Origin of the sequence: Kitasatospora sp. NBC_01300 (assembly GCF_041435235.1) — a bacterium.
In the GTDB taxonomy this organism is placed as follows: domain Bacteria; phylum Actinomycetota; class Actinomycetes; order Streptomycetales; family Streptomycetaceae; genus Kitasatospora.
The window spans coordinates 6490708-6517593 of the sequence record NZ_CP108408.1; the positions used below are offsets into that span (position 1 = coordinate 6490708).

The following is a 26886-nucleotide window of genomic DNA, read 5'->3' on the forward strand; positions in this document are numbered from 1 at the left end:
GCCTGGTTCGATCCTGAACCATAGGTGCGGGTGGGGATAGGGCGGGCATCTCCAATTTCCTCTTATGATTGCGGAGGTTCGACGACGACGACCGGGGGAGGGCCATGGAGCCGGTATTCGACTCGCGGCACATCAGGACGTTCCACGAGGTCGTCAGAGCGGGCTCCTACTCGGCCGCCGCCCGTGAGCTCGGCTACACCCAGCCCGCCATCACCCAGCAGATGAAGGCGCTCGAACGCACCGTCGGCGTCGCGCTGTTCACCCGGGCCGGGCGCGGGCTGCGGCTCACCGAGGCGGGCGAGGCGCTCTCCCGGCACGCCGAACTGATCCTCGGCAGCCTCTCCGCCGCCCAGCAGCAGCTCGCCGCGCTCGCCCGGCTGCGGGCCGGGCGGGTACGGGTCTGCGCCTTCCCCAGTGCCAATGCCACCTTGATACCCGAGGCGATGGCCCGGCTGCTCGCCGAACACCCCGGTGTGCGGGTCGAGCTGCTGGAGGCCGAACCGCCGGACTCCGTCCAGCGACTGCTGCGCGGGGAGTGCGACATCGCGCTGGCCTTCCGCTACCCCGGCAGCGCGACCGAGGTGCCCGACGGGCTGGACGAGATCCCGCTGATGGAGGACCTGCTCACCGTGCTGCTGCCGGTCGGGCACCCGCTCGGCCGCCGGCACGCCGTCCGGCTCGCCGACCTCGACGGCGAGCGCTGGATCGCCGGCTGCCCGCGCTGCCGGGCCAACCTGCTGAACGTCTGCGCGGAGGAGGGCTTCGCGCCCGACATCGTGTTCTCCACGGACGACAACCTCGCGGTGCAGAGCCTCGTCGCCGCCGGGGTCGGGATCGCGCTGATGCCCGCGCTGGTGCTCTCCTTCATGTGCCACCGCAAGGTCACCGGGCGGGCCGTCGAACCGCACCTGCGCCGGCAGGTGAGCGCGTACGTGCTGCGCGAGCACCGGCGGATCCCGGCCACCGGGCTGGTGCTGGACCACCTGCGGCGGGCGGCGGCGAGCCGGATCGGGTGCTGAGTGGTGCCTGCGGTGGGTGCTCGCCGGGGCGATTCATAAGCTGAGGTTGGGGGGAAGCTTAAGAACCCTCGTTGGACGTGATAGGTCGGTGCAGCCGAACCTGCTGGCATGACACCCCCAGCCACGGTCGGCAGCGACCGGCTCACCGAGCGGATGACCGCCCTGATCGGCGAGATCCGTGCCGTCGTGGACCGCGGACTGCCCCCGGAACTCACCGCCTACCTGGTCGGCGAACGCCTCGCCCCGCACCTGCACGCCGACCCCGACGGGCCCGACGCGCTGCTCACCCCCGCCCAGCGCGAGGGCGACCCGGAGCGCTACCGCCAGCACGTCCTGCACGCCGAGGAGGACGGCGGCTTCTCCGTCGTCGCCCTGGTCTGGCTGCCCGGCCAGCAGACCCCGATCCACGACCACGTCTCCTGGTGCGTGGCCGGCGTCCACCAGGGCCAGGAGAGCGAGACCCGCTACCGGCTGGTCTCCGACGGCCGCACCGCCCACCTCGTCGAGACCGAGCACGTCGCCGGCCCGGCCGGCACCGTCGCCGCCTTCGCCCCGCCCGGTGACATCCACCTGGTGCGCAACGCCTGCAACAGCACCGCCATCTCCATCCACGTCTACGGCGCGGACGTCTCCCGGCTCGGCACCAGCATCCGGCGCGTCTACCGGCTGCCCGCCGACCAGCAGCAGTGAGGGCGGCGTGGCACTGACCCTCCGGGAGCGCGCCGCGCGCACCCGCTCACTGCCCCCGCTCGGCGGGGACGCCCCCGGCCTGCTGCTCGCGGCGGCCGGGGTGGCCGCCGCGATCGCCGTCCACGCGGCCGTGCCCGCCGTGCCCAAGCTCACCGCGGCCGTGGTGCTCGGCATGGCGGCGGCCCACCTGCCCGGGCTGCGCCCGGTGGTGCGCGGGGTGGCCCGGCCGGGGCTGTCCATGGCCGGCAAGCGGCTGATGCGGCTCGGGATCGTCCTGCTCGGGCTCAAGCTCAGCCTGGACGACGTGCTCGGCCTCGGCTGGGCCACCGTCGCCATGGTGCTCGCGGTGGTCGCGGCCACCTTCACCGGCACGCTCTGGCTCGGCCGGCGGCTCGGCCTGCCGGGCGACCAGCCGCTGCTGGTCGCCACCGGGTACTCGATCTGCGGAGCCTCGGCGATCGGCGCGGTCAGCCAGGCGGCCGGCAGCGAGGAGGAGGACGTCGCCGCCTCGGTGGCCCTGGTCACCCTGTGCGGGACGCTGGCCATCGCCGTGCTGCCGCTGCTCCAGCAGCCGTTCGGGCTGGGCGACGTGGAGTTCGGGCGGTGGGTCGGCGCGAGCGTGCACGACGTCGGGCAGGTGGTCGCCACCGCGCAGACCGGCGGGGCGGGCGCGTTGCGGGAGGCCGTCCTGGTCAAGCTGATGCGCGTGGTGCTGCTGGCGCCGCTGGTCGCCGGGATGGCCGTCGCGGTGCGGCGCCGGGCGCGCCGGGCCGGGGAGGCCGTCGCCGGGGCGGGCCAGGAGGCGGGGGAAGACCCCGCGAAGAACCCGGCCAAGACCGGCAGCCGCCCGCCGATCGTCCCGCTGTTCGTGGCGGGGTTCCTCGCGATGATCGTGCTGCGGACCACCGGGGTGCTCCCGGAGCGGGCGCTCACCCTCGCCGGGGACGCCCAGGAACTGCTGCTGGCCGCCGCGCTGTTCGGCCTCGGCAGCGCCGTGCACCTGCCGACCATGGTCCGCACCGGCGGGCGGCTCGCCCTGCTCGGGCTCGGCTCCTGGGTGGTCGTCGCGGGCGTCTCCTACGCCGGGGTGCTGGTCACGACGTGACGGGCGCGGGGGCGGACTCGGCTATTGTCGGGCGGGTACTCGTCCGCCGGGACGCTCCTGCACCCGAGTCCGCTGAGGAAGCCGCATGTCCACCGCACTGCCCGAACGGGACGCTCACGAGGCCGTCGTCACGCTCGACCGGCGGGACGGCCCGTTCGGCGAGGTGGTACTGCGCCGGCGCGGCCGGCACTTCGAGATCATCGCCAACGGCTGCTTCCTGATGGACACCGCCGACGGCCGCTCCGAACGCCTGCTGATCCAGGCGGCGCTGGACGAACTGGACCGCACCGGCGCCCCCGCGGAGCCCTCGGTGCTGATCGGAGGCCTCGGCGTCGGCTTCTCGCTGGCGTACGCGGCGGCCGAGCCGCGCTGGGGGCGGATCGCCGTCGTCGAGCGCGAGACCGCCATCATCGACTGGCACCGGAGCGGGCCGCTCGGCGCCTTCTCCGGCGGCGCGCTGGAGGACCGGCGGGTCCAGGTCCTCCACACCGACCTGCTGGAGTACCTGGCGGCGGCCGACGGCGAGCGCTACGACGCGCTGTGCCTCGACATCGACAACGGCCCGGACTGGACCGTCACCGACTCCAACGCCGGGCTGTACGGCGCCGACGGGCTCGCGGTGCTCTGGCACCGGCTGCAGCCGGGCGGGGTGCTGGCGGTGTGGAGCGCGCAGCCCTCTGCGGACTTCGAGGAGGCGCTGCGGGCGGCGGGCTTCTCCGACGTCGTCACGCACGAGATCCCGGTCAGCCGCGGCGTGCCGGATGTGGTCCACCTGGCCCGGCGCGCGGGCTGACGGCGTAGGGCCCCCAACCTTCCTGTCGCGTCGGGGCGTTGTCCGCAGCTGTGGTCAACTGCCGGACTCCGGCGTCGCGTTGTCGCGGCCTCCGACGGCTGGACCTTGGTGGAGGGGGCAGTTGTCGGGGCTCAGCCGAACGGCCTGGTCTCCGGGCCCGAAGCCTCCGCCGCGTCGGTCTCCGTCGTCTGGTCCGGGGTGGACGGGAGGCTTTCCGGGGCGAAGGGGTTGAAGTCCGGCGGGGGCACCATGACCGGCGTGCCCTTCCGCGGGGCGTCCTGCGCGGGAACGGTCGGCGGTGCGGAGGGCGGCGGCGGGACGGCCGGGCCCTGCGTCGCGAGCGTGGTGCCGAACGGGTCCGACTGGTCGGCCGTCACCGTGCCGAACGGGTCGGTGGCCGGGGCGGCCGCTGCCGGGGACGTGTCCGGGGTGGACGGGAGGCTTTCCGGGGCGAAGGGGTTGAAGTCCGGCGGCGGCACCATGACCGGCGTGCCCTTCCGCCCGGCCGGCGCCGCCTGCGGCTCGGCATCGGCCGGGGAGGCCTCCGCGACGGGCGCGAACGGGTTGAAGTCCTCGGGCGGGAGCTGCGCCGGCACCTCTTCCGGCTCCTCCTCGACGGGAGCGGGAGCGGCGGCAGGCGTGGCGGGTACGGCCACGGGCACGGGCGCGCGCACGGCGCCGGCCACCTCACCGTCCCAGCCGAACTGAACGCTCTTCAGCAGCTCCGCGAACGCCTGCGTGTACAGGTCCCAGTCCTCCGGCTGCGCCGTGGACAGCTGGACGCAGAGCACGGTGCCGCCGTCCGGCAGCGGGACGAAGGCCTCGACCGCCGAGGTGACCACCCAGCGCCGCTGCCCGTCGGCGGACAGCGGCCCCGGCACCGGGACGGTCCGTCCCTCGACCAGGACGGCGGCCGGCCCGGCCGGCAGCAGGACCGTCCACACCTCGGCGTGCCGCCGGACGGTGGCGAGCTCGGTGGCGAGCGCGGTGATCGGCAGCGGGTGCCGGGCGAGCGAGACGACCAGGGCGGCGTCGGAGGCCCGGCCGTCCACGTCCAGCGCGCAGACGCCCGCGTAGACCGTTCCGGCGTCGTGGACCAGGTCGGCGAGGGTGGCGGAGACGACCGCGAAGTCGCGGCGCTGCTCCGGACCGTCACCGCTGAACAGCTCCTCGGCGACCTCGGCCAGATGCCCGGTCAGTTCCTCGGCGGCCGCGGCGGTGGCCCGGTCGACGCCGTCCGCCCCGCCCGCCGGCGCGGGCACCGTACGGGAGCAGACCCCGGCCGGACCACCGGGGGAGGTCAGCGGGTGGAAGCCGGGCGGGACCACCAGTCGGACCTCGGCGCCCGCGCCGGTGGCCAGTTCGACCGGCTGGCGGGTCTGCTGCCCGGCGGCCAGCGCGGCCAGTGCCGGGGCGAACGGCGGGCGCAGCTTGGGGTCGGCGAACTCGCCGGTGACCGGCAGTTGGAACAGTGCGGCCGAGGTGGTGCCCCGGTCGGCGATCGCGCCGCGCACCGCCCCGCCGCCGTAGCGGGTGTGGAGGGCGGCGGTCACCCGGTCGGCGACCCGGGCGCCGGTACCGGGGCGGGCCGTGCCGGCGGTGAGTACCGTGCCGAGCCGGTCCACGGCCGCGTGCACCGGGCCGTTCGGGGCCAGCGGGAGGCCGAACAGCGCCTCGGCGGCGGGGTGTTCGGCCGGGCGCAGGGCGCTGAGCGAGGCCGCCGGATGGCGGGAGGTGCGCTCGTCGAAGAGGGCGTCGGTGAGCGTGCCGAGGGTCGCGCAGACCTGCTCCGCCGCTGCGAAGGGATTGGCCTCCGCGCTGAACTGGACGTCCTGGGTCAACTGTTGAGCCCCCCGCTCTGCTGCGTCTGCGGTCCGCTGGTCCGGGTGGGTCCGCAGGCGCCGTGGTGGCGTGCCGTCGGATCCGTGCTCATTCCTATCAGAGCCCGCTGTCGGGACCGAACCGGCGGATCACCCGATGGGAGCCGCGGCCGTTTCGCCCGTGGCCTGCGGGGACGTTTCGCCGGACGGTGCGGTGGCGAGCGCGGTGACCGCCTCGGTGATCCCGGGGACGGCGAACAGTCCGGCGAGCTCCCGCACCAGGCGCCCGGTCGGGCCGTCAGGACGCTCGTCCGCGAAGAACGAGGCGAGTTCGGCGGCGAGCGCCGGCTCCCGGGCGGCGGTGAGGGTGAGGGAGGCGACGAACTCCTGCACCAGGTGCAGCTGCAGGTCCTCCAGCGGCACCGAGCGTTCGGCCAGCCACTCCAGCGAGGTGATCTCGGCGTTGGCGATCCAGGCCCGGACGGCCAGCCGCAGGCCGGGGCTCGGCGCGGGGATCGCCAGGTGGGAGAGGATCTGGTCGTGGGCGGCCCGCCGCACCTCGTCGATCACCGCCGAGGTGCCCGCGCTGGCCGCCACCGAGCCGCCGCGCAGCAGCGCCGCGAAGCCGGGCCCGTGGCTCTGCACGAAGTCCAGGTAGCGGCCCATCACCCGGTACAGCCGCTCGGACAGCGGCCCGTCGGCGGCCTCCTCGAAGCGCGCCGAGAGCTCCCGCCCGGCCCGCCGCAGCGACTCCTCGTACAGCGCCTGCTTGCCGGGGAAGTAGTGGTACACCAGCGGCCGGGAGGCTCCCGCGGCGGCGGCGATGTCGTCGATCGACACCTCCTCCGGCGGGCGGCGGCTGAACAGCTCCAGCGCGACGGCGATCAGCTGTTCGCGCCGCTCGTCCACGCTGAGCCTGCGGCGCGGCCGCTCACCGGCAGCCGCCCGGGCCGGCGCCCGGCCCGGCGTCTGGCCTGCCGCCCGGGCCGGTGCCTGCTCCGGGGCGGGGGTCCGTGCAGCGCGGGCGGCCGTCGGCGACGGCGTACGGGAGGCCATGCGCGCCACCCTATCCGCCGTCCGGGGCGGGGCCTATGCGGCGTGGAGGTCCAGGTAACGGCGGTAGGCCTCGCGGCCGTCGGGGACGAAGTCGTCGTGGGCGAGGCGGTCGGCGAGCTCGGCGGGGGTGAGCCAGGCGTGCCAGGCGACCTCGGACTCCTGCGGCTGGACCGCGCCGTCCCACTCGGCCTCGTACGTGTCGCTCCACCAGGAGAGCCCGTCCTGCCGGAAGAGGAACTTGAAGAGCGGACGCGGGGTGATCCCGTGCACGCCGAGCTCCTCCTCGGCCTCGCGGACGGCGGCCTCGGCGTACGTCTCGCCGGAGCCGACCACGCCGCCGACGAACATGTCGTACGCGCCGGGGGCGAACAGCTTGGTGTCGGTGCGGCGGTGGACGAAGATCCGCCCGGCCGGGTCGCGGACCAGGATGAAGACGCACCGGTGGGTGAGCCCCTGCCGGTACACCTCCCCGCGCAGCGCCGTCCCGATCACCCGGTCGTGCTCGTCGACGACGTCCAGCAGTTCTTCGGCAGGGTTGGTCATGGAGGACAGGTTAGGGTTTCGGGGCCCGCTTCGAACGCTTTTCGAGTGCGATTCGAGCTCGATGCGCAGGTGATTCGCAGGTGATTAGCACAGTGATTCGTGCACGATCGGATGCGGGCGGGAACGCAGGAACCGGACAGGCTGAGGGCGGCGCGCGATGGTGGAGATCTGGGGCGAGACGGCCGAGGGGTTCGAGCCCGTACGGGAGGCCTTCGCGCGGAACTTCCACGAGTACGGCGAACTGGGCGCGGCCTTCGCGCTGTACGTGCGCGGCCGCAAGGTGGTCGACCTGTGGGGCGGTGACGCCCGGCCCGAGGTCGGCGGGCGGCCCGCGCCGGCGGTGCCCTGGACGGCGGACACCGCCCAGGTGCTGCGCTCGGTCACCAAGGGCCTGACCGCGAGCACCGCGCTGCTGCTGGCCGAGCGCGGCCTGCTCGACCTGGATGCCCCGGTGGCCTCCTACTGGCCCGAGTTCGCGCAGGCCGGCAAGGGCGGGGTGCCGGTGCGCTGGCTGCTGTCGCACCAGGCCGGGGTGCCCGCGCTGGACGTGCCGCTGCGGCTGGAGGACGTGCTGACCTGGGAGCGAGCGGCGGCCGCGGTGGCCGCGCAGGCGCCCGCCTGGGAGCCGGGCGCCGCGCACGGCTACCACCCGTACACCTTCGGCTGGCTGGTCGGCGAGGTGGTGCGGCGGGTGAGCGGGCGCACGATCGGCCAGTACTTCGCCGAGGAGATCGCCCGGCCGCTCGGGCTGGACCTGTGGATCGGGCTGCCGGCCGGGGCCGCGCCGAGGGTCGGCCGGCTGGTCGACCTGCCGGCCCCGGAGGCGGCCCGGACCGGGCCGAGCGGGCTGCGACTGCGGCCCAAGCAGTCCGTCCGGGACGCCTACCAGGACCCGGGCTCGCTGACCGCGCGGTCCTTCGCCTCGGTGCGCCCCGGGGTGGACCTCAACGACCCGGCGGTGCAGGCCGCCGAGATCCCCGGCGCGGGGGGCATCGGCACCGCCCGCTCGCTGGCCCGGTTCTACGCGGCGCTGATCGGCGCCGCCGACCGCCCGGACGGCTCCGGCGCGCTGCTGCCGCCGCTGCTCGGGCCCGGGCTGCTGACCCGCGCGGCCGGGCCCGAGGTGAGCGGGCCGGACCGGGTGCTGATCGTCAACTCCACCTTCGGCCTGGGCTTCTGGCGGCACGGCCCGACCGCGCCGATGGCCTCCCCGGCGAGCTTCGGCCACCCCGGCCGGGGCGGCTCGCTGGGCTTCGCGGACCCGGAGCTCGGGCTGGGCTTCGGCTACGTCACCAACGGCATGCAGCCGGGTGTCACCGGCGACATCCGCTCGCGCAACCTGATCCGCGCGGTGCGGGGGTGCCTGGGGCTGTCCGGCTAGTGCCGGGCGCGGCCCCGGGCCGTCAGGCCTGGCCGGTCTCGAAGCGGGTGATCTTCGGGCCGGTGAGGGTGAAGCGCCAGGCGGTGCGCATCTCGCCCCAGGTGTCGTTGGTGAAGTTGGCGATCAGCGCGCGGCCGCCGTCCGATTCGGTCTGGACGTCCATCCGGCCGCGGACGGTGAAGATCTCCTTGTCGATCCACTGGTCCAGGTCGCGGTCGGAGCCGTCGTCGGACATGGTCGCGTCCGGGGTGAGGGTGGCCAGGAAGGCGTCGCGGTCGCCCGAGTTGACCGCGGCGACGAAGGCGCGCACGGTGGGGTCGGAGAGCTTGGCGGGGGAGATGGTCATCGGGACTCCCGGGGGTGAGGGACGGGGAGTCCTGTTTACGACGTTCGCCGGGTGTGTTCGGGCATGTCGGCGGCGCGTCGAGAAAATCGCGTATTCATGTGCTTAGATCCCGAAATGGGCGTTTTGCCCTACGGAGGGTTGTGCAGCGTGGACGTCCCGTCGGGCGTTCGCGCTGCGGCCACGGGGAGTGGCGGCGGAGCGGGAGGCCGGGACCGGCCTCCCGCTCCGTGTTTCGTGGAGGCCGCGGCCTAGAACAGGCCGACCGCGTCCGGGGAGTAGCTGACCAGCAGGTTCTTGGTCTGCTGGTAGTGCTCCAGCAGCGCCTTGTGGTTCTCCCGGCCGATGCCGGAGTTCTTGTAGCCGCCGAAGGCCGCGTGGGCGGGGTAGGCGTGGAAGCAGTTGGTCCACACCCGGCCGGCCTGGATGGCGCGCCCGGCGCGGTGGGCGGTGTTGAGGTCGCGGGTCCAGACGCCCGCGCCGAGCCCGTACTGGGTGTCGTTGGCGAGGGTGATCGCCTCGGCGAAGTCCTCGAAGCGGGTGACCGAGACGACCGGGCCGAAGATCTCCTCCTGGAAGACCCGCATGCTGTTGACGCCCTCGAACACCGTCGGCGTCACGTAGTACCCGCCGGCCAGGGCGCCGCCGAGGTCGGCCCGCTCGCCGCCGGCCAGCAGCTTGGCGCCCTCGGCCTGGCCGATCTCGAAGTAGGAGAGGATCTTCTTCAGCTGTTCGACGCTGGCCTGCGCGCCGACCTGGGTCTCGGTGTCCAGCGGGTCGCCCTGGCGCATCGCGCGCACCCGCTCCAGGCCGTCGGCGAGCAGCCGCTCGTAGACCGAGGACTGGATCAGCGCCCGGCTGGGACAGGTGCACACCTCGCCCTGGTTGAGGGCGAACATCGCGAAGCCCTCGACCGCCTTGTCGTAGAAGGCGTCCGAGGCGGCGGCGACGTCCGCGAAGAACAGGTTGGGGCTCTTGCCGCCGAGTTCCAGCGAGACCGGGATCAGGTTGTCGCTGGCGTAGCGGGCGATCAGCCGGCCGGTGGTGGTCTCGCCGGTGAAGGCGATCTTGCGGATGCGGTTGCTGGAGGCCAACGGGGCGCCGGCCTCCTCGCCGAAGCCGGTGACGATGTTGACCACGCCGGGCGGCAGCAGGTCGGCGGTCAGCTCGGCCCACAGCAGCACCGAGGCCGGGGTCTGCTCGGCGGGCTTGAGCACCACCGCGTTGCCGGCCGCGAGCGCCGGGGCGAGCTTCCAGACCGCCATCAGGATCGGGAAGTTCCACGGGATGATCTGGCCGACCACGCCCAGCGGCTCGTGGAAGTGGTACGCCACGGTGTCCTCGTCCAGCTGGGACAGGCCGCCCTCCTGGGCGCGCAGCGCGCCCGCGAAGTAGCGCAGGTGGTCGACCGCGAGCGGGAGGTCGGCGGCCAGCGTCTCGCGCACCGGCTTGCCGTTCTCCCAGCTCTCCGCGACGGCCAGCCGCTCCAGGTTCTCCTCCATCCGGTCGGCGATCCGCAGCAGCACCTGGGCCCGCTCGGCGGGCGGGGTGCGGCCCCAGCCGGGGGCGGCGGCGTGGGCCGCGTCCAGCGCGGCCTCGATGTCCTCGGCGGTGCCGCGGGCGACTTCGGTGAACACCTCGCCGGTGACCGGGGTCGGGTCGCCGAAGTACTCGCCGCGCACCGGCGGGGTCCAGCCGCCGCCGATCCAGTGCTCGTACCGGGAGCGGTAGGCGACGATGCTGCCGGGCGTGCCGGGGGGCTGGTAGACCGTCATGCTCTGGTGTCTCCTCGCGACGTCGGGCGTCGCCCGGACCGGGCGGCGCGGGCGGCGCGCCGGGCCGCGCCCGGCGCGGGGCGGCCCGGCGGGAGGGTGCGGACACGCAATTCGGGGCGGACGCCCGCCGGGGCGTCCGCCGTCGAGCACGATAGCCGCCCGGCGCCCGGCGCGGCTACGGTCCGTGCGCCCGGTCCGTACGGAGGGTGCGCGTTCCGGTCGTGGCGCGGGGGCGCGCACCGTGGCTCCGCGCTCCGGTCGGGACGGTGTCAGACCGCGTGGTAGCGGCCGGTGCGGGACTCCCAGTACAGGTAGCCGGCGAGCCAGGTGACCAGCCCGTCCGCGTACCGCTGGGCGATCGTCCGTTCGACCCGGGAGAGCCCCAACTCCCGGTAGACGTCCGGCAGTCGGCCGTGCAGGTCCCGGCACCGCTCGACCATCAGCTGCGCCTCCTCCAGCACCACCGCACAGGCCTCCTCGGCCGAGCAGCGGCGCTCGCGCTGGACGATCATCACCAGGTTGTTGACGTCGCCGCGCGGGGCCTCCAGCGGGAACGACCGGACGTCGTTGCTGAGCGAGGGGATGTCGGCGGCCAGCTGGCGCAGTTGACGCAGCACCGGGTGGTGCAGTACGGCGGCGGGCACCTCGAACTGGCCGAGGCGTTCGACCATGTCGAAGATGGTCTCCATCGCCGCGGTGCCTCGTCTGAGCACCAGGTAGCCGTCGCGGTCGGGTGGCCGGGTGGAGATGCGGCCGGCGGCCTCGGCGGGGTGACTGGCCAGGTACCACTCCCAGTTGTACGCGGCGCGGGCCTGCCAGCGGGCGGGCATGCCGCGCACGCTGCGGTCCCAGAGGTCGGCGAAGGCGGCCTCGACCGGCGAGCCCTGGTCCGGGCGGGCGCCGTGCAGGACGGCGATCAGCCGCTCGCAGATGGGGGCGACCTCCGTCGGGCGGCGGCCGAGCGGGCCGTCGAACTGGTCGTCGAAGAGGAAGTAGAAGCCCATCAGGTCGGCGGCGAGGGAGAGTTCGTCCGGACCGGTGTCGGGGTAGCCGAGGGCGGCGAGGTCGACCACCTCCCAGTGGGCGTACCCGGGGTGGTCGACGTCGGGGAGCAGCGGGTGGCGGACCAGCCAGTCACGGTGCAGCGCGGTGGCCTGCGGGCCGTGCGGACTGCGGCGGTGCGGGAACGGAATCTGAAGTGAGGTGTCGTCAGACATCGGACTCCCGGTGCGGCGAAGGGTGGGGGCACTAGTGGTTCGAACGCTCGGTGTGGGGGGAGTTGACGCGGCGAGGCTTCCGGGGAGAGGGTGGTAGCGAAAGATCATCTTCGCCTCGCGGGCCGTAGGGTATCTGATGTAATGATCGGACGTTAGGGGTATAGGGCAATTGCCCTTGGCAAGGCGTCCGAACCCTCACCGTCCGCCCCAGCCTGCGCGAATGCCCCACAGTGAGTGCCACGCAGCGCTAACCTCGGCTCCACGGGCAGTGATGCGAGCAGCGACACGGGCTGTGACGCGAGTGGCGAGGCGGAGGCACGACGGTGACCGAGCAGGACAACGAACTTCGGACGGGATCAGGTTCCGGCCGGGACGGCGACAGCACCTCGCCGAGGGTCAGGCTGCGCGACCGCGACGCCGAACTGCGCTCCGTCGAAACGGCCGTCGACAAACTCTGCTGCGAATTCGCGGCCGGCGGCACCGAGATCGGCGAACTGCTCGCCTTCTCCGGCCGCCCCGGCATCGGAAAGACCAGCCTGCTGCACGAGGTCCGACGGGTCGCCAAACTCCGCGACCGCGCCACCGTGTTGTTCGCCCGCGGCGGCGAACGCCAGTTCAACGAGCCCTACCACGTGCTGCGCCAGCTCCTCCAACCCCTCCTCACCAGCCTGGAGCCCGACGAGTTCCGCCAGGTCATGGGCACCTGGGAGGAGGTCGTCGGACCGGCCATGGGCCTCAAGCGGCCCAAGGCCGGCGCCCGCCGCCTCGACCCCCAGGGCGTGCGCGACGGCCTCGACTACGTCCTCACCCAACTCGCGCCGCGCCGGGCCCCGCTGGTCATGATCGTCGACGACCTGCACTGGGGCGACCACGAGTCGCTCTCCTGGCTCACCCAGTTCGCCGTCCGCTCCCGCGAACTGCCCGTCCTGCTCGTCTTCGCCTTCCGCGAGGACGAGAACGACTGGCCGACCGAGATCCAGCAGCACCGCAAGGCCGTCCTCGGCCTCGCCACCAGCAAGCACGAACTCAACCGGCTCTCGCTGGTCTCCGTCACCGACATGATCCGCGCCGAACTCGGCGACAAGGCCGAGGACGCCTTCTGCTACGAGTTCTGGAACGTCGTCAACGGCAACCCCTTCGAAGCCGTCGCCCTGCTCGACCAGGTCCGCGACCAGGACCTCGAACCGGTCGAGGAGAACTCCCAGCAACTGCGCGAACTCGCCGTCGACGCCACCGGAATGACCCTCAAGAGCTGGATCGACCGGCTCGGCTCCGGCATCCTGCGCTTCGCCTGGGCCTGCGCGATGCTCGGCACCGACATCCGGGTCGACCTCGCCACCCGGATCTGCGCCCAGACCACCGAGGGCGCCCGCGACGCCATCAAGCAGCTGCGCAAGCAGCGCGTGCTCACCCAGACCCCCAACGGCAACCTGGAGTTCGTCCACCCGCTGATCGGCAGCTCGATCTACAACACCATGCCGGAGGCCACCCGCACCGGCATGCACGGCGTCGCCGCCGCCGAGATCGAGAACGCCGGACTCGGCCTGCTCGCCGCCTCCCGCCACCTCGTCGAGACCTTCTCCGGCGAGGGCGACGACAAGACCGTCCGCAAACTGCGCCGGGCCGCCGTCGAACACCTGCTGATCGGCGCCCCCGAAGCCGCCCAGCGCTGCCTGCACCGAGCCCTCAACGAACCCCCGGCCGACGACATCCGCGCCGAGGTGCTGTACGAACTGGGCTGCTCCGCGCTGCTCACCGACCCCGTCGCCACCGTCAACCAGCTCAAGCTCGCCCTCGACCCCGACGAGGGGCCGCTGCGCCCCGAACTGCGGGTCGACGCCACCTTCCGGCTCTCCGAGGTGCTCGCACACAGCGGCGAACTGCGCCAGGCCGCGGTGGTCTGCCAGGACGAGGCCGAGCAGACCGCCGACCCGGCCGGCCGACTCCGCCTCCAGGCCGCCTCGTTCATGTGGCACGCCTTCCGCAAGTCCGAGGACGACGGGCCCGGCCGCTCCACCCGGCTCGGCCTCATGTGCGACGGCCTCAGCACCCGCGACGCCGCCGACCGGGCCGTCCTCGCGATGCGCGCCTGGGACCTCACCCTGCGCGGCGCCCCCTCCGCCGAGGCGCTGACCTACGCCGACTCGGTCCTCGACGCCGGCCGACTGCCCAAGGGGCTCGGCTGGACCAACAGCACCTGGGGCTTCGAACTGCCCTCCATGCTCGGCCTCACCTACACCTACAACGACCGCATCGCCCAGGCCGAGCGGCTGTTCGCGGACGCCATCATCCAGTTCGAGGTCGCCGGGTGGAGCGGTGCCCACCGGGGCTTCGCGTACTTCCTGATGGGCCTCGCCCGCTTCCGCCGCGGCCTGCTCGCCGAGGCCGAGGACTTCCTGCGCCGCGCGCTGCGACTGTCCGAGCGGATCGGTCCCAAGCTGCCGCTCGCCTGGGACGCCGTCGGCGTCCTGGTGGACACCCTGCTCGCCCGCGGCCGGACCGAGGAGGCCTGGGAACTCGCCGTCAAGTTCGGCTTCCACCCGCCGTACCACGCGACCGCGATGGTGCTGCCCGACGCGCCCTCGCTGTACGGCAAGCTGCTGATCGCCAAGAAGCGCTACGCCGGGGCGGCCGCCGCACTCACCGAGGCCGGCGCCCAACTGGAGGCCCGCGGCTGGCACAACACCGTCTGGGCGCCCTGGGCCGGCCACCTCGCCATCGCGATCGCGGCCGACGAGCCCGACCGGGCCCGCGAGTACGCCCACAAGGCCGTCCACGACGCCCGCACCTTCGGCACCGCCTCGGCGATCGGCACCGCGCTGCGGCTGAACGCCCAGATCGAGGACGGCCAGCAGGCGGTCGAGCTGCTGGAGCAGGCCGTGATGTACCTCGGCCAGTCGCCGGCCGGGTACGAGCACGCCGTCGCGCTGGTCGACCTCGGCGCCGCGCTGCGCCGGGTCGGGCGGCTGGAGGACGCGCAGGAGTACCTGTACCAGGGCATCGAACTGGCCCAGCACTGCTCGGCCGAGGGGCTGGTCGACCAGGCGCGGCGGGAGCTGGCCAACTACGGCCTGCGGCCCAACCGGCTGGGGCTGCGCGACTTCCGGGAGACGCTCAGCCAGCCCGAGTGGGAGGTCGCCAACCTCGCGGTGCAGGGCGTGCCGCCGCAGCGCATCGCCGACGAGCTCGGCGTGCACCTCAGCCTGGTCAACCGTCGACTGGCCGCGGTCTACCGCAAGGCGGGCAGCGGGCCGGACGGCCTGGCCTCCGCCCTCGGGCTGCCGACGCAGCCGCGCGGGGCCACCCGGCCGGGGGCGGAGCCCGAGGAGGAGTAGCCGTGGCGGCCCGGGCGCGCGGGCGGCGGGCGCCCGGGCGGCGCGCGGAGGCACGGGAGCGCTCCCGGGGCGGTCGCCGTCGCTAGGCTGACGCAGACGTGGGGTCGCCGTGGCGACCCCCTGGACGGACCCGGAACCGGGGCGGTCACGGCACCCCGCGACCGCCAGTGAGGAGCAGGCCATGGCGAGCGAGGCCACCAGCGTGCGGCACGAACCCCTCGACCCCTCGGGCGCGGGCGCCGCGATCGAGCGTTGGACGCTCTCCGCCGGCCCGTACGAGGCGAGCGTGCTCACCCTCGGCGCCACCCTGCACACCCTCACCGGGCCGGACCGCGCCGGGCGCCCCGCCCAACTGCTGCTCTCCACCGACCAGCTGACGCAGATCCTCGGCCCGGCCCGGCACTACGGCACCGTGGTCGGCCGGTACGCCAACCGGATCGACGGCTCCAGGATCACCATCGACGGCGAGGAGCACCCGCTCGCCCCGACCGGCGGCGGCATCACCATCCACGGCGGGCCGGACGGCTTCGCGCAGCGGATCTGGGAGGCCGACGGGATCGAGGGCGGGGTGCGGCTGCGGCTGCACAGCCCGGACGGCGACCAGGGCTTCCCCGGTGCGCTGGACGTCACCGTCTCCTACACCCTGGACCCGGCCGGCGAGCTGGTGATCGCCTACCGCGCCGCCACCAGCAAGCCGACCGTGGTCAACCTGACCAACCACGCGTACTTCAACCTTGCGGGTGAAGGGAACGGCGACGTCCTCGGCCACCTGCTCACCCTCGACGCCGACGCCTACACCCCGGCCGACGAGCGGCAGATCCCGTACGGGCGGACCGAACCGGTGGTCGGCACGCCGTTCGACTTCACGGTGGCCACGCCGATCGGCAAGTCGGTGCACGACGACCACCCGCAGCTGGCCGGGCCCGGCGGCTACGACCACAACTGGGTGCTCAGGGCCCGGCCGGCCGACGGCGGCCCGGCCCGGGCGGCGCTGCTGGAGGACCCGGTCAGCGGGCGCACCCTGGAGGTGCTGACCACCGAGCCGGGCGTCCAGGTCTACACGGCCAACAAGTTCCAGGGGGCGGTCACCGGCGCGAGCGGCGTCCCGTACGGGCCGTTCGCCGGGATCGCGCTGGAGACCCAGCACTTCCCGGACTCCCCGAACCACCCGGCGTTCCCGAGCACCGTGCTGCGGCCGGGGGAGGAGTTCCGCTCGACCACCGTGCTGCGGCTGGGCGTCAGCTGAGCGCTCCGGGCGCGTCCGGGGTGAGGTCCCGCTGGGGGTCCCGTGCGAGGTCCCGGCGCATGCAGAGCCGGGGCCAGCGGTCGAGACCGTGCTCGGCCTCCTTGCGGCGGATCTCCCGCAGGCCCGGGGTGAGCTCGTGGTCGGCGAGCGGGCGGAAGCCGCAGCGGGCGTAGTAGGGGGCGTTCCAGGGGACGTCGGCGAAAGTGGTGAGGGTGAGCGCGGGGGCGTCGGTGCCGGCCGCGAGGTGTTCGATCAGCGCCCGGCCGATGCCCCGGCGGGCGTGGTCGGGGTGGACCGACACCTGTTCGATGTGCAGGGCGCCGTCCACCGGCTCGGCGAGCAGGTAGCCGGCGATCGGACCGGGACCGGGCTGCTGGGGCAGGTCGGTCACGTGGGGCAGGTCGGTCGCGTCGGGGACGGCGACCAGGGCGACGCCCGCGTCCAGGTAGTGGGCCAGCTCGTGCGGGGCCGGTGGTTCGTCGTCGGCGATCTCCGGCATGCCGATCGCGGCGAAGGGGGCCCCGGCGGCCCGCTCCAGTTCGCACAGCAGCGGTAGTTCGTCCCTCATGGCGGCTCTGATACGCATGCGTTCAGTCTGCTGCAAGCGGTTTTCGGCCAGGGATGGTGGTGCTCTCGGCCATCCGGTACCGGATCGAAGCGGGCGAAGCCGGACATTTGGTCGCACTGTCAACTACCGTGCGGCTACGTCCAGGACACGTGGGCGTAACGATCGCCGTTTCTTGCAGAAACTTGCTGCAAGGACTTTCCGTCGCTATTGCACCGCTGTTAACTTCCTTCCGAGCCCGACGGCAGCAACGGTGCAGTCGGCACGAGGCAGCCATTATGCGCCTGTCTCCGAAGATCTCGGGCACCCCCACCCTCCCAAGGAGTTCTCATGCGGCGTGGCATCGCGGCCTCTGCCCTCGTTGTGGCCCTCGCGGTCTCGATGGCTGCCTGTGGCAGCAGCGGCTCCAGCTCAAACGGCAAGGCCGACGGGCCGGTCACCCTCACCTACTGGGACACCTCGAACGCCACCAACGAGGCGCCGAACTACCAGGAGCTGGTCAAGAAGTTCGAGGCCGCCAACCCGAACGTCAAGGTCGACTTCGTCAACGTCCCGTTCGACCAGGCGCAGAACAAGCTCCAGACCGCCATGGGGGCCAAGGGCGCTCCGGACGTGTTCCGCTCCGAGGTCGGCTGGACCGCCGCCTTCGCCAAGGCCGGCTACCTGGAGCCGCTCGACGGCACCCCGGCCGTCGCCGACACCTCCGCCTTCCAGCCCAGCCTGATCCAGCAGGCCAAGTTCGACGGCAAGCTGTACGGCGTGCCGCTGGTCACCGACACCCTGGGCCTGCTCTACAACAAGGAGCTGTTCGCCAAGGCCGGCATCACCGACGCCCCCAAGACCTGGGACGAGCTGAAGACCGACGCCGCCGCGCTCAAGGACAAGGCCGGTGTCGACGGCTTCTGGCTGAAGGCCGCGGACGGCTACTACGCGATGCCGTTCCTGTTCGGCGAGGGCACCGACACCGTCGACGCCGCCGGCAAGAAGATCACCGTCACCTCGCCGGAGGCCGTCAAGGCCATCGAGACCTACAAGACGATGTTCACCGCGCCCGGCATGGCCAAGGCCGACGTGACCACCGACGCCTACGCGCACATGATGGACGCCTTCAACAACGGCAAGGTCGCGGCCATCGTCCAGGGCCCGTGGGAGATCACCAACATCTACAAGGGCGCCGCGTTCGCCGACAAGAACAACCTCGGCATCGCGCCCGTCCCGGCGGGCTCCAGCGGCAAGTCCGGTGCGCCCACCGGCGGGCACAACATCTCCGTCTACGCCGGTGCCGACCAGGCCCACAAGGCCGCCGCCGAGAAGTTCGCCGCCTTCATGACCTCGGCGGAGAGCCAGGCGTTCATCGCGCAGAAGAACTCCACCCTGCCGACCCGCTCCGACGCCTTCACCGCCGACGTCAAGGCCGACCCCGGCATCGCCGGCTTCCAGGCCGTCCTCGGCAGCGCCAAGCCGCGCCCCGAACTGCCCGAGTACAGCTCGCTGTTCTCCTCGCTCGGCACCAACCTGGGCAAGGCCGTCCAGGGCACCGGCACCCAGGACGCGCTGAACACCGTCGCCACCGACTACGCCAAGCTGCTGCCGGGCTTCGCCAAGTAGTCGCCGTCGGCCGTCCGGGCCGCCGCCGCTCTCGCGGCGGCGGCCACCCGGCGGGCCCGGCGGCCGGACCCGCTCTCCCCGAGACTTCCCCCCGAGAAGGTGTCAATCGATGTCAGTCGCCGTGCAGGGCGCCACCGGCAAGGGCAGCCCGGAGCGCGAGCAGCGTCCGGGCCTGCTGGAACGCGTCAAGCGCTCCTACGCCAAGCACTGGTACGCCTACGCGATGATCGCCCCCGTGGTGCTGGTCCTCGGTGCGCTGGTGCTCTACCCGCTGGTCCAGGGCCTCTGGCTCACCCTGACCGACGCCAACAGCCTCAACGTCGCCCGCAAGATCGGCGTCAACGAGATCCCGGCCAGCTACGACTTCGTCGGCTTCCACAACTACGCCGACATCCTGTGGGGCCCCGGCTCGTACGACCGCTTCTGGTCCCACTTCGTCTGGACCATCGCGTGGACGGCCATCTGCGTCTGCCTGCACTACACCCTCGGCCTGGGCCTCGCGCTGCTGCTCAACAAGAAGCTGCGCGGCCGCGCCGTCTACCGGATGCTGCTCATCCTGCCCTGGGCCGTGCCGACCTTCGTCACCGTCTTCTCCTGGCGACTGATGCTGTCCGACGGCGGTGTCGTCAACAGCATGCTCGCCTTCCTCCACCTGCCCGAACCCGGTTGGCTCACCGACCCGTGGGCGCAGAAGTCCGCCGCGATCCTGGTCAACACTTGGGCCGGCGTGCCGTTCATGATGATCTCGCTGCTCGGCGGACTGCAGTCGATCCCGGCCGAGCTGTACGAGGCCGCCGAGATGGACGGCGCCACGCCGTGGCAGCGCTTCCGGTACGTCACCCTGCCCGGGCTGCGGGCCGTCTCCTCCACCGTCGTCCTGCTCGGCGTGATCTGGACGTTCAACCAGTTCAACGTCATCTTCCTGCTCTTCGGCACCGGTGCGCCCGACGCCCAGCTGCTGGTCACCTGGGCCTACCGCCTCGGCTTCGGCCAGATCCCCCGGGACTACGCGCAGTCCGCCGCCTACGGCGTGATCCTGCTGTCCATCCTGATCGTCTTCACCGCCTTCTACCGGCGCTGGCTCGCCCGCAACGAGCAGGCCAACGGCTGAGGCCCCGGACCCAGTTGACCCACGAAGGCAGGTACCCCCGATGAGCACCACCACCGAACTCCCCACCCCCGCGACGACCGTGGCCCCGGCCGCCCGGCCGGCCAAGGTCCGCCGGCGCGGTGAGAGCAGCCTGCTGGCCCGGGCGCTGTCCCACGGCACCCTGATCGTGGCTGGCCTGGTCGCGCTGTTCCCGGTGGCGTGGATCCTCTTCGTCTCGCTCGGCCCGGACAAGACCGACTACCTCCACCCCGGCGCGATCCTCGACAAGCTCACGCTGTCGAACTACCACCACGTGCTGTTCGACACGGACTTCTTCACCTGGTTCGGCAACGCCCTGCTGGTCTCCGGCGTCACCACCGTGTTCGGCGTCCTGGTCGCCGCCACCACCGGCTACGCCGTCTCCCGGATGCGCTTCCCCGGCCACCGGCCGCTGATGTGGTCGCTGCTGGTCACCCAGATGTTCCCGATCGCGGTGCTGATCGTGCCGATGTACACGATGCTCTCCGACCTCGGCCTGCTGGACAGCTACCTGGGCCTGATCCTGGTCTACTCGACCACCACCGTGCCGTACTGCGCCTGGCTGTTGAAGGGCTACTTCGACACCATCCCGGTGGAGATCGACGAGGCCGGCCGGGTCGACGGGCTCAGCCCGTTCGGCACCTTCTGGCGGCTGGTGCTGCCGCTCGCCCGCCCGGGCCTGGCGGTGGCCGCCTTCTACTCCTTCCTCACGTACTGGGCCGAGGTGCCGTTCGCCTCCACCTTCATGCTCAGCTCCGACAAGTACACGCTGGCCGTGGGCCTGCAGACCTTCGTCAGCGAGCACGACGCCCAGTGGAACCTGATGGCCGCGACCGCCGTGCTGATCGCGATCCCGTCGGCAGCCTTCTTCTACCTGGTGCAGCGCCACCTGGTCACCGGTCTGACCGCCGGCGCCTCCAAGTCGTAACGCTCCTCGCTCCTCTAGTCCCCAAGGGATACCGTCCATGACCCAGAACCTGGCCGACACCTCCCGGCCTGCCGCCGACGCCGCCGCCCACGAGGCGGTCACCCCGGCTCCTGCGACTGGCGGCGCGTCCAGAGGCTGGTGGCGGGACGCGGTCATCTACCAGGTGTACCCGCGCAGCTTCGCCGACTCCAACGGCGACGGCATGGGTGACCTGCCCGGCATCCGCAGCCGCCTGCCGTACCTGCGCGACCTCGGCGTGGACGCGGTCTGGCTCTCGCCGTTCTACGCCTCGCCGCAGGCGGACGCGGGCTACGACGTCGCCGACTACCGCGCCGTGGACCCGATGTTCGGCAGCCTGCTGGACGCCGACGCGCTCATCCGGGACGCCCACGAGCTGGGGCTGCGGATCATCGTCGACCTCGTCCCCAACCACTCCTCGGACCAGCACGAGTGGTTCCAGCGCGCCCTGCGCGAGGGCCCCGGGTCCCCGCTGCGCGAGCGGTACCACTTCCGCCCCGGCAAGGGCGAGAACGGCGAACTGCCGCCCAACGACTGGGAGTCCATCTTCGGCGGCCCGGCCTGGACCCGCAGCGAGAACCCGGACGGCACCCCCGGCGACTGGTACCTGCACCTGTTCGCCCCCGAGCAGCCCGACTTCAACTGGGAGAACCGGGCCGTCGCCGACGAGTTCCGCTCGATCCTGCGGTTCTGGCTCGACATGGGTGTCGACGGCTTCCGCATCGACGTCGCCCACGGCCTGGTGAAGGCCCCCGGCCTGCCCGACCTCGGCGGCTCGGACCAGCTCAAGCTGCTCGGCAACGACGTCATGCCGTTCTTCGACCAGGACGGCGTGCACGAGATCTACCGCAGCTGGCGCAAGATCCTCGACGAGTACCCGGGCCAGCGGATCGGCGTCGCCGAGGCCTGGACCCCGACCGTCCAGCGCACCGCCAACTACGTGCGCCCCGACGAGCTGCACCAGGCCTTCAACTTCCAGTACCTGGGCACCGGTTGGGACGCCGCCGCGCTGCGCGAGGTGATCGACGTCTCGCTCGACTCGATGCGCCCGGTCGACGCCCCCACCACCTGGGTGCTGTCCAACCACGACGTCACCCGGCACGCCACCCGCTTCGCCAACCCGCCCGGCCTCGGCACCCAGATCCGCACCCCCGGCGACCGTGAGCTCGGCCTGCGCCGCGCCCGCGCCGCCACCCTGCTGATGCTCGCGCTGCCCGGCTCCGCGTACATCTACCAGGGCGAGGAACTCGGCCTGCCGGACGTCACCGACCTGCCGGACGAGGTCCGCCAGGACCCGTCGTTCTTCCGCAAGGCCGGGCAGGACGGCTACCGCGACGGCTGCCGCGTCCCGATCCCGTGGTCCGGCACCGAGGCCCCGTACGGCTTCGGCCCGGTCGCCGGCGGGCCGTCCTGGCTGCCGCAGCCGGCCGAGTGGGCCGCGCTGAGCGTCGAGGCGCAGACCGGCGACCCGGCGTCCACCCTGGAGCTGTACCGCAGCGCGCTCGCCGTCCGCCGGTCCCAGGACGACCTCGGCGCCGGGACGGCCGTGGAGTGGCTGGAGGGCCCCGAGGGGACCCTGACGTTCCGCCGCGGCTCCTTCGTCTGCACCGTCAACGCCACGGACGAGCCGGTCCGGATAGCGGCGCCCGGAAAGCTGCTGCTCTCCTCGGTGGAGCTGGTGGTCGACGGCGGCGAGACCGTGCTCGCGCCGGACAGCACCGGCTGGTGGGCGGTCTGACGTGGTTGCAATAGGCTCTGGGACCGTGACTACGGCGCGACTCTCAGACATCGCGGCGCAGGCGGGGGTCAGCGAAGCCACCGTCTCCCGCGTACTCAACGGCAAGGCGAACGTCTCCGCCGCCACCCGGCAGACCGTGCTGGCGGCGCTCGACGTGCTCGGCTACGAGCGGCCGACCCGTCTGCGCCAGCGCAGCGCCGGCCTGATCGGGCTGATCACGCCGGAGCTGAGCAACCCGATCTTCCCCGCACTGGCCCAGGTGATCGAGCAGGTGCTCAGCCGGCACGGGTACACCCCGGTGCTGTGCACCCAGACGCCGGGCGGGTCCACCGAGGACGAACTGGTCGAGATGCTGGTCGACCGGGGCGTGGCGGGCATCGTCTTCGTCTCCGGGCTGCACGCCGACTCCACCGCCGACCACGACCGCTACGCCCGGCTGACCGGGCGAGGGGTGCCGTTCGTGCTGATCAACGGCTACAGCGAGCGGATCGACGCGCCGTTCATCTCGCCGGACGACCGGGCCGCGATGTGGATGGCCGTCCAGCACCTGGCCGAACTCGGGCACGAGCGGATCGGGCTGGCGGTCGGACAGCGGCGGTACGTGCCGGTGCTGCGCAAGATCGAGGGCTTCACGGCGGCGATGCGCGAGGTGCTGGGGCGGAGCCAGGAGGAGGCCGAGGAGCTCGTCCACCACACGCTGTTCAGCGTGGAGGGCGGGCACGCGGCGGCCGGCGCGCTGCTGGACAAGGGCTGCACGGCGATCGTCTGCGGCAGCGACATGATGGCGCTCGGGGCGATCCGGGCGGTGCGGCAGCGTGGGCTGTCGGTGCCGCACGACGTCTCGGTGGTCGGCTTCGACGACTCGCCGCTGATCGCCTTCACCGAGCCGCCGTTGACCACGATCCGCCAGCCGGTCGAGGCGATGGCGACCGCGGCGGTGGACGCGCTGCTGGAGGAGGTCGGCGGAAACGCGGCCCAGCGCGGGGAGTTCATGTTCCAGCCGGAGCTGGTCATGCGCGGGTCCACGGGGGCCTGCGCGCGCTGAGAACGGCCAACGGACGGGCCCCGGAGAGCAATTGCTCTCCGGGGCCCGTTGCGTGCTGTCCGGGTGTCGGGTCAGCCCTCGTGGTCCGGGGGCGGATCCTGTCACCCGCCGGTCGTGCTCAGACCCGGCCGGCGAAGTCCGGCGCCCAGTTGGAGACGGTCTGCAGGCGCACGCCCGAGCTCGGGTTGGCGGCCTCGACGTACTGGCCGCCGCCGATGTAGATCGCGACGTGGTAGACGCCGGAGTTCTGGCCGTTGTTGGACCAGAACAGCAGGTCGCCCGCCTGGAGGCTGTCCAGCGAGACGCGGGTGCTGGCGGCGGCCTGGTCGGCGGCGACGCGCGGGACGGAGACGCCCGCGGCGCGCAGCGCGGCCTGGGTCAGGCCGGAGCAGTCCCAACCGCCGTTGCCGGTGCCGCCGTAGACGTACGCCTGGCCGACCTTCGACTTGGCGAAGGAGACCGCGGCGGCCATGCTGCCGGTGGCGGCCGGGGCCGGCGCCGGGGTCTGGGCCGGGGTCTGGGCCTGGGCGGCCGGCTTGGAAGCCGGCTTGGTGGCCGGGGTCTGAGCCGGGGCCTGGGGCTGGGCGGCCGGCTTGGTGTTCGCGGCGCCGCCGTTGGAGGTCTGGCCGGACTTCTGCGAGCGGTCGAACCAGGTGAAGTCCGAGCCGGACTGCTGGGCCTGGCCGCCGTCCTTGAACGAGAGGCGCTGGCCCGGGTAGATGCTGTCCGGACCCTCGGTCAGGGTGCCGCGGTTGAGCTCGTACAGCCGCTGCCAGCCGCCCTGGAGGTTGTGCTTGTCGGCGATCGAGGACAGCCAGTCGCCGGAGGCGACGGTGTAGTCGTCGGCCTGGGGCTGGGCGCTGTTCTGGGCCTGGTTCTGGCCCTTCTGCGCCGAGGTGCCGTCGGTGGAGTCGGCGGGGGCCTGCGCCTGGTCCTGGGCCGGTGCGGCCGGCTTGGCGGGCTTCGCGGCCGGGGCCTGGGTCTGCGCGGGCTTGGCGGCCGGGGTGGCCGGCTTCGCGGCGGGCTTGGTGGCGGTCGAACCGGCAGCCGAGCCGGTGGTCGAGCCGGCCGAGGTGTCGACGGCGGCTGCGGCGCCGCCCTTGGTCAGGCCGGCCTGGACCGAGCACACCGGCCAGGCGCCGGGGCCCTGCGAGGCGAGCACCTTCTCGGCGACGGCGATCTGCTGGTCCTTGGTGGCCTGGTTGGCCTGGGGGGCGTACGCGGTGCCACCGAAGGCGGCCCAGGTGCTGGAGGTGAACTGCAGGCCGCCGTAGAAGCCGTTGCCGGTGTTGATGCTCCAGTTGCCGGTGCTCTCGCACTGGGCGACCTTGTCCCAGGTGGCGACGGAGGCGGCGGAGGCGGTGCCGGAGGTGAGGCAGGGGATGGTGAGGCCGACGCCCGCGACGCCGACGGCGGCGATCACGCGTCGGGTACGACTGGACGGACGGGTGCCGTTGGTGGGCAGCATGAAGACGCAGTCCTCTCCCACGCCTGCGAGGTGAGCTGTCGGATTCGGGCTGGAGTTGCCCGGCCGCGCTGTGGGCGCGGCTTCACCCCTAGCCCTGGATCGTTCCGGGGAACGGTCCGGGGCGACTTACCTGTGGGTCCCCCGCTCCTGCCGTGGTGCGTTTTCGCGCTGCCAGGACATCCGACGGCAGGACTCGGCGTCGCGGATGAACTGGGTTCGTGTGGCCACGAACGGGGAGCACGTTAAGCAGACTTAAGTTCAAACTGCAAACACCTGTGACGCGCATCACGGTTTGGGGAGAACGGTCGTTCCCCTCGCTTTTCATGATCGGAAATGATCGATTTCCGGCAACACGGCGAAGGGCGCGCGCAACTGTCTGTGCTTCAGGGAGTGGGTGACGGTGGGTCGGGTCGCCCGGGGGCCCGCCCGCCGGGAAGGTGGCGTGTCCACACTGCGGGCGTCGGGGGACGCGTCGTGCGATGGAGAACAAATATGGACAGAACGGGCATCACGCCTATTCGCCCCTTAACTGCCTTACGGGACAAGCGGGAAGGGCCCGGAACGTAGCCGTTCCGGGCCCTTCCCACGTGCGGTGACCGCTGCTACTGGCCGGCCGACTCCTCGGCGGCGGTGTGAGCGGCGTGAGCGGCGTGACCGCCCCGGCCGGAGTGGTCGGCGTGGGCGCCCTCGGCGGCCTCCGCCGCCTCGGCCTCGGCCTGCGCCAGGGCCTCGGGGGAGGGCGCGGGCAGCGCGGCCAGGTAGGTGGAGGCGATCAGCTGGCCGACCGTCGGGTAGGCGCCCAGCGGGGCCGCGGACGGGCAGCCGGTCTCCTCGGCGGCCGTGGCGAGCAGCTCGGAGTCGGCCTCCGGCCCGATCACCAGCGGGGCCAGCGCCGGGCGCTGGGAGCCGGTCTCCTTGAGGTGGTTGACGGCCGCGGCGACCGAGCCCGGTACGTCGAGCGCGGCGGGCACGACCGGGACGGCCAGTCGGGCCGCCAGCAGGACACCGGTGATGCCGGCCGCGGCAGCGGCCTCCTCGCCGCCGACGGTGGTCAGCACGACGCCGTCCGCGGCGGTCGCGATGGCGAACAGCCGGGCCCGGTCGGCACGCGCCAGGCCGGCCTCGGACAGGCGCACGTGCACGGCCTCGGCGAGGAGCGGGTGCGGGCCGAGCACGTCGGTGACGGGGGCTCCGTACTCGGCGGCGAGGGCGTGGAGTTCGGTCAGGAATCCGTGCGGGCCGGGTACCAGCGGCACCAGGACCGGCGCGGGCAGGCCGGCCTCGGCGGCCATGGCCAGCAGTTCGGCGACGGTGCGGTCGTCGCTGTCGGCGCCCTGGGCGGCTTCGCCCGGGAGGTAGCCGACGGCGGTCTGGATGCCGTTCTGCTCGCTGCGGACGATCGACAGCAGCTCCTCGACGACCGAGCGGGACTCGGGCCCGGCGGTCGCGGGCACGGCGAGCACCAGGGCCGGGGATCCGGCCGGGATCTCGGGGCGCTCGGGGCGACGGTGGCGCCCCCGCGCACGGGAGCCTGGAGTGCGGACGGGCAGTGGCGCGCCCGGGATGGCTGCGGTGCTCATGCCGGAGATCGTAGGACATCGGCCCGTCAGGCCTGCATTCGGCTGCCGTTCGGGTTTCACGTGGTCATGGCGGGTGCGCCGCGCTCCCGTCGTGTCCGGCCGGGCGGTTTGCCCGCAATCCGGACATATCTCACCCAGCCCTCGAGCGATCACCGCTGGTTGCCCTGACGTGTCCGACGGGGCGTCGAGTTGCTTCTGTGGCGCGTGAGATGTCTCACAGCCAGGAGGTCGCCTGACGGAGGGTCACGAAGGCGCGACTCCGGGCGCCTGAAGATCAACATTCAGCGGGGAACCGCTCACGGCCGGTTATCGAGAATCTGACGATTCACTCGGCTATGTCCGTTTACGTACCGTCAGGAGAAGGGACCGTGAAGAGTTCAGAACTGCCGGTGAAAGGCCTCGTGCACCTGCAATGTCCCGTGCTGATGCACGTGCACAGCAGCTATCATCGCGTCAAGTGAGGCGTTGTGCCGGGCCGGTACGG

Annotated in this window: 21 protein-coding genes and 1 riboswitch; of the genes, 12 read left to right on the forward strand and 9 right to left on the reverse strand. The window is 72.9% G+C overall.

What is annotated here, in order from left to right; genetic code table 11:
• Positions 1-104: 104 nt before the first annotated feature.
• The 4 genes from OG556_RS28395 to OG556_RS28410 all read left to right on the forward strand — a co-directional run bounded on the left by OG556_RS28395 (position 105) and on the right by OG556_RS28410 (position 3607).
• Positions 105-1019 carry a LysR family transcriptional regulator gene (locus OG556_RS28395; protein ID WP_350875585.1) on the forward strand — a complete coding sequence of 305 codons (915 nt, stop codon included), beginning with the start codon at positions 105-107 and terminating at the stop codon, positions 1017-1019.
• A 108-nt stretch (positions 1020-1127) separates the two neighbouring features.
• A complete protein-coding gene (locus OG556_RS28400; RefSeq protein WP_371521013.1) occupies positions 1128-1709 on the forward strand; it encodes a cysteine dioxygenase in 582 nt (193 codons plus the stop codon).
• 13 nt (positions 1710-1722) lie between these two features.
• Positions 1723-2814, forward strand: a complete 1092-nt coding sequence (locus OG556_RS28405) for a YeiH family protein (RefSeq protein ID WP_371522951.1) — start codon at positions 1723-1725, stop codon at positions 2812-2814.
• 85 nt (positions 2815-2899) lie between these two features.
• Complete coding sequence (locus OG556_RS28410; protein WP_371521015.1) at positions 2900-3607, forward strand: spermidine synthase; 708 nt, start codon at positions 2900-2902, stop codon at positions 3605-3607.
• 131 nt (positions 3608-3738) lie between these two features.
• Here OG556_RS28410 and OG556_RS28415 read toward each other — a convergent pair whose 3' ends face one another.
• From OG556_RS28415 to OG556_RS28425, 3 genes are all read right to left on the reverse strand, one after another.
• Complete coding sequence (locus OG556_RS28415) at positions 3739-5448, reverse strand: hypothetical protein (RefSeq protein ID WP_371521019.1); 1710 nt, start codon at positions 5446-5448, stop codon at positions 3739-3741.
• Positions 5449-5577: 129 nt separating this feature from the next.
• Entirely contained in the window at positions 5578-6483 is a 906-nt protein-coding gene (locus OG556_RS28420; RefSeq protein WP_371521022.1) for a TetR/AcrR family transcriptional regulator, read from the reverse strand.
• A gap of 33 nt (positions 6484-6516) precedes the next feature.
• Positions 6517-7026: an NUDIX hydrolase gene (locus OG556_RS28425; protein WP_371521024.1), complete on the reverse strand. Its 510-nt coding sequence runs from the start codon at positions 7024-7026 to the stop codon at positions 6517-6519.
• 157 nt (positions 7027-7183) lie between these two features.
• Between OG556_RS28425 and OG556_RS28430 the strand changes: the two genes are divergently transcribed.
• Complete coding sequence (locus OG556_RS28430) at positions 7184-8407, forward strand: serine hydrolase domain-containing protein (RefSeq protein ID WP_371521027.1); 1224 nt, start codon at positions 7184-7186, stop codon at positions 8405-8407.
• 22 nt (positions 8408-8429) lie between these two features.
• Here the strand turns inward: OG556_RS28430 and OG556_RS28435 are convergent, their stop codons facing one another.
• The 3 genes from OG556_RS28435 to OG556_RS28445 form a co-directional block, all read right to left on the reverse strand.
• Complete coding sequence (locus tag OG556_RS28435; RefSeq protein WP_371521030.1) at positions 8430-8753, reverse strand: nuclear transport factor 2 family protein; 324 nt, start codon at positions 8751-8753, stop codon at positions 8430-8432.
• Between the two features lie 248 nt (positions 8754-9001).
• The gene (locus OG556_RS28440; RefSeq protein WP_371521033.1) at positions 9002-10525 is read right to left on the reverse strand and encodes an aldehyde dehydrogenase family protein; all 1524 of its coding nucleotides are present in this window, start codon (positions 10523-10525) and stop codon (positions 9002-9004) included.
• Positions 10526-10794: 269 nt separating this feature from the next.
• On the reverse strand, positions 10795-11742 hold the full coding sequence (locus OG556_RS28445) for a terpene cyclase (protein ID WP_371521035.1): 948 nt from the start codon (positions 11740-11742) through the stop codon (positions 10795-10797).
• Positions 11743-12065: 323 nt separating this feature from the next.
• Between OG556_RS28445 and OG556_RS28450 the strand changes: the two genes are divergently transcribed.
• Positions 12066-15077: an AAA family ATPase gene (locus OG556_RS28450; RefSeq protein WP_371521038.1), complete on the forward strand. Its 3012-nt coding sequence runs from the start codon at positions 12066-12068 to the stop codon at positions 15075-15077.
• Between the two features lie 181 nt (positions 15078-15258).
• Positions 15259-16323 carry an aldose epimerase family protein gene (locus OG556_RS28455; RefSeq protein ID WP_371521041.1) on the forward strand — a complete coding sequence of 355 codons (1065 nt, stop codon included), beginning with the start codon at positions 15259-15261 and terminating at the stop codon, positions 16321-16323.
• Here OG556_RS28455 and OG556_RS28460 read toward each other — a convergent pair.
• Positions 16316-16909, reverse strand: coding sequence for a GNAT family N-acetyltransferase (locus tag OG556_RS28460; RefSeq protein ID WP_371521043.1), 594 nt, complete (start codon positions 16907-16909; stop codon positions 16316-16318). The two genes, OG556_RS28455 and OG556_RS28460, sit on opposite strands and share 8 nt — an antisense overlap.
• A gap of 309 nt (positions 16910-17218) precedes the next feature.
• On the opposite strand from OG556_RS28460, the gene OG556_RS28465 reads away from it, so the two are divergent.
• The 5 genes from OG556_RS28465 (at position 17219) to OG556_RS28485 (ending at position 23354) form a co-directional block, all read left to right on the forward strand.
• Positions 17219-18496 (forward strand): extracellular solute-binding protein, encoded by a 1278-nt coding sequence (locus OG556_RS28465; RefSeq protein ID WP_063350123.1) that lies wholly within the window; start codon positions 17219-17221, stop codon positions 18494-18496.
• 109 nt (positions 18497-18605) lie between these two features.
• On the forward strand, positions 18606-19607 hold the full coding sequence (locus tag OG556_RS28470; protein WP_363616967.1) for a sugar ABC transporter permease: 1002 nt from the start codon (positions 18606-18608) through the stop codon (positions 19605-19607).
• Positions 19608-19647: 40 nt separating this feature from the next.
• Positions 19648-20553 carry a sugar ABC transporter permease gene (locus OG556_RS28475; protein WP_371521046.1) on the forward strand — a complete coding sequence of 302 codons (906 nt, stop codon included), beginning with the start codon at positions 19648-19650 and terminating at the stop codon, positions 20551-20553.
• 37 nt (positions 20554-20590) lie between these two features.
• On the forward strand, positions 20591-22309 hold the full coding sequence (locus tag OG556_RS28480; protein WP_371521048.1) for a glycoside hydrolase family 13 protein: 1719 nt from the start codon (positions 20591-20593) through the stop codon (positions 22307-22309).
• 25 nt (positions 22310-22334) lie between these two features.
• Positions 22335-23354: a LacI family DNA-binding transcriptional regulator gene (locus OG556_RS28485; RefSeq protein WP_371521051.1), complete on the forward strand. Its 1020-nt coding sequence runs from the start codon at positions 22335-22337 to the stop codon at positions 23352-23354.
• 118 nt (positions 23355-23472) lie between these two features.
• Here OG556_RS28485 and OG556_RS28490 read toward each other — a convergent pair whose 3' ends face one another.
• A complete protein-coding gene (locus tag OG556_RS28490; protein WP_371521053.1) occupies positions 23473-24822 on the reverse strand; it encodes a transglycosylase family protein in 1350 nt (449 codons plus the stop codon).
• Positions 24823-24829: 7 nt separating this feature from the next.
• Positions 24830-24990: riboswitch (cyclic di-AMP (ydaO/yuaA leader) on the reverse strand.
• A gap of 434 nt (positions 24991-25424) precedes the next feature.
• On the reverse strand, positions 25425-26402 hold the full coding sequence (locus tag OG556_RS28495; protein ID WP_371521056.1) for a hypothetical protein: 978 nt from the start codon (positions 26400-26402) through the stop codon (positions 25425-25427).
• Positions 26403-26886 lie beyond the last annotated feature (484 nt).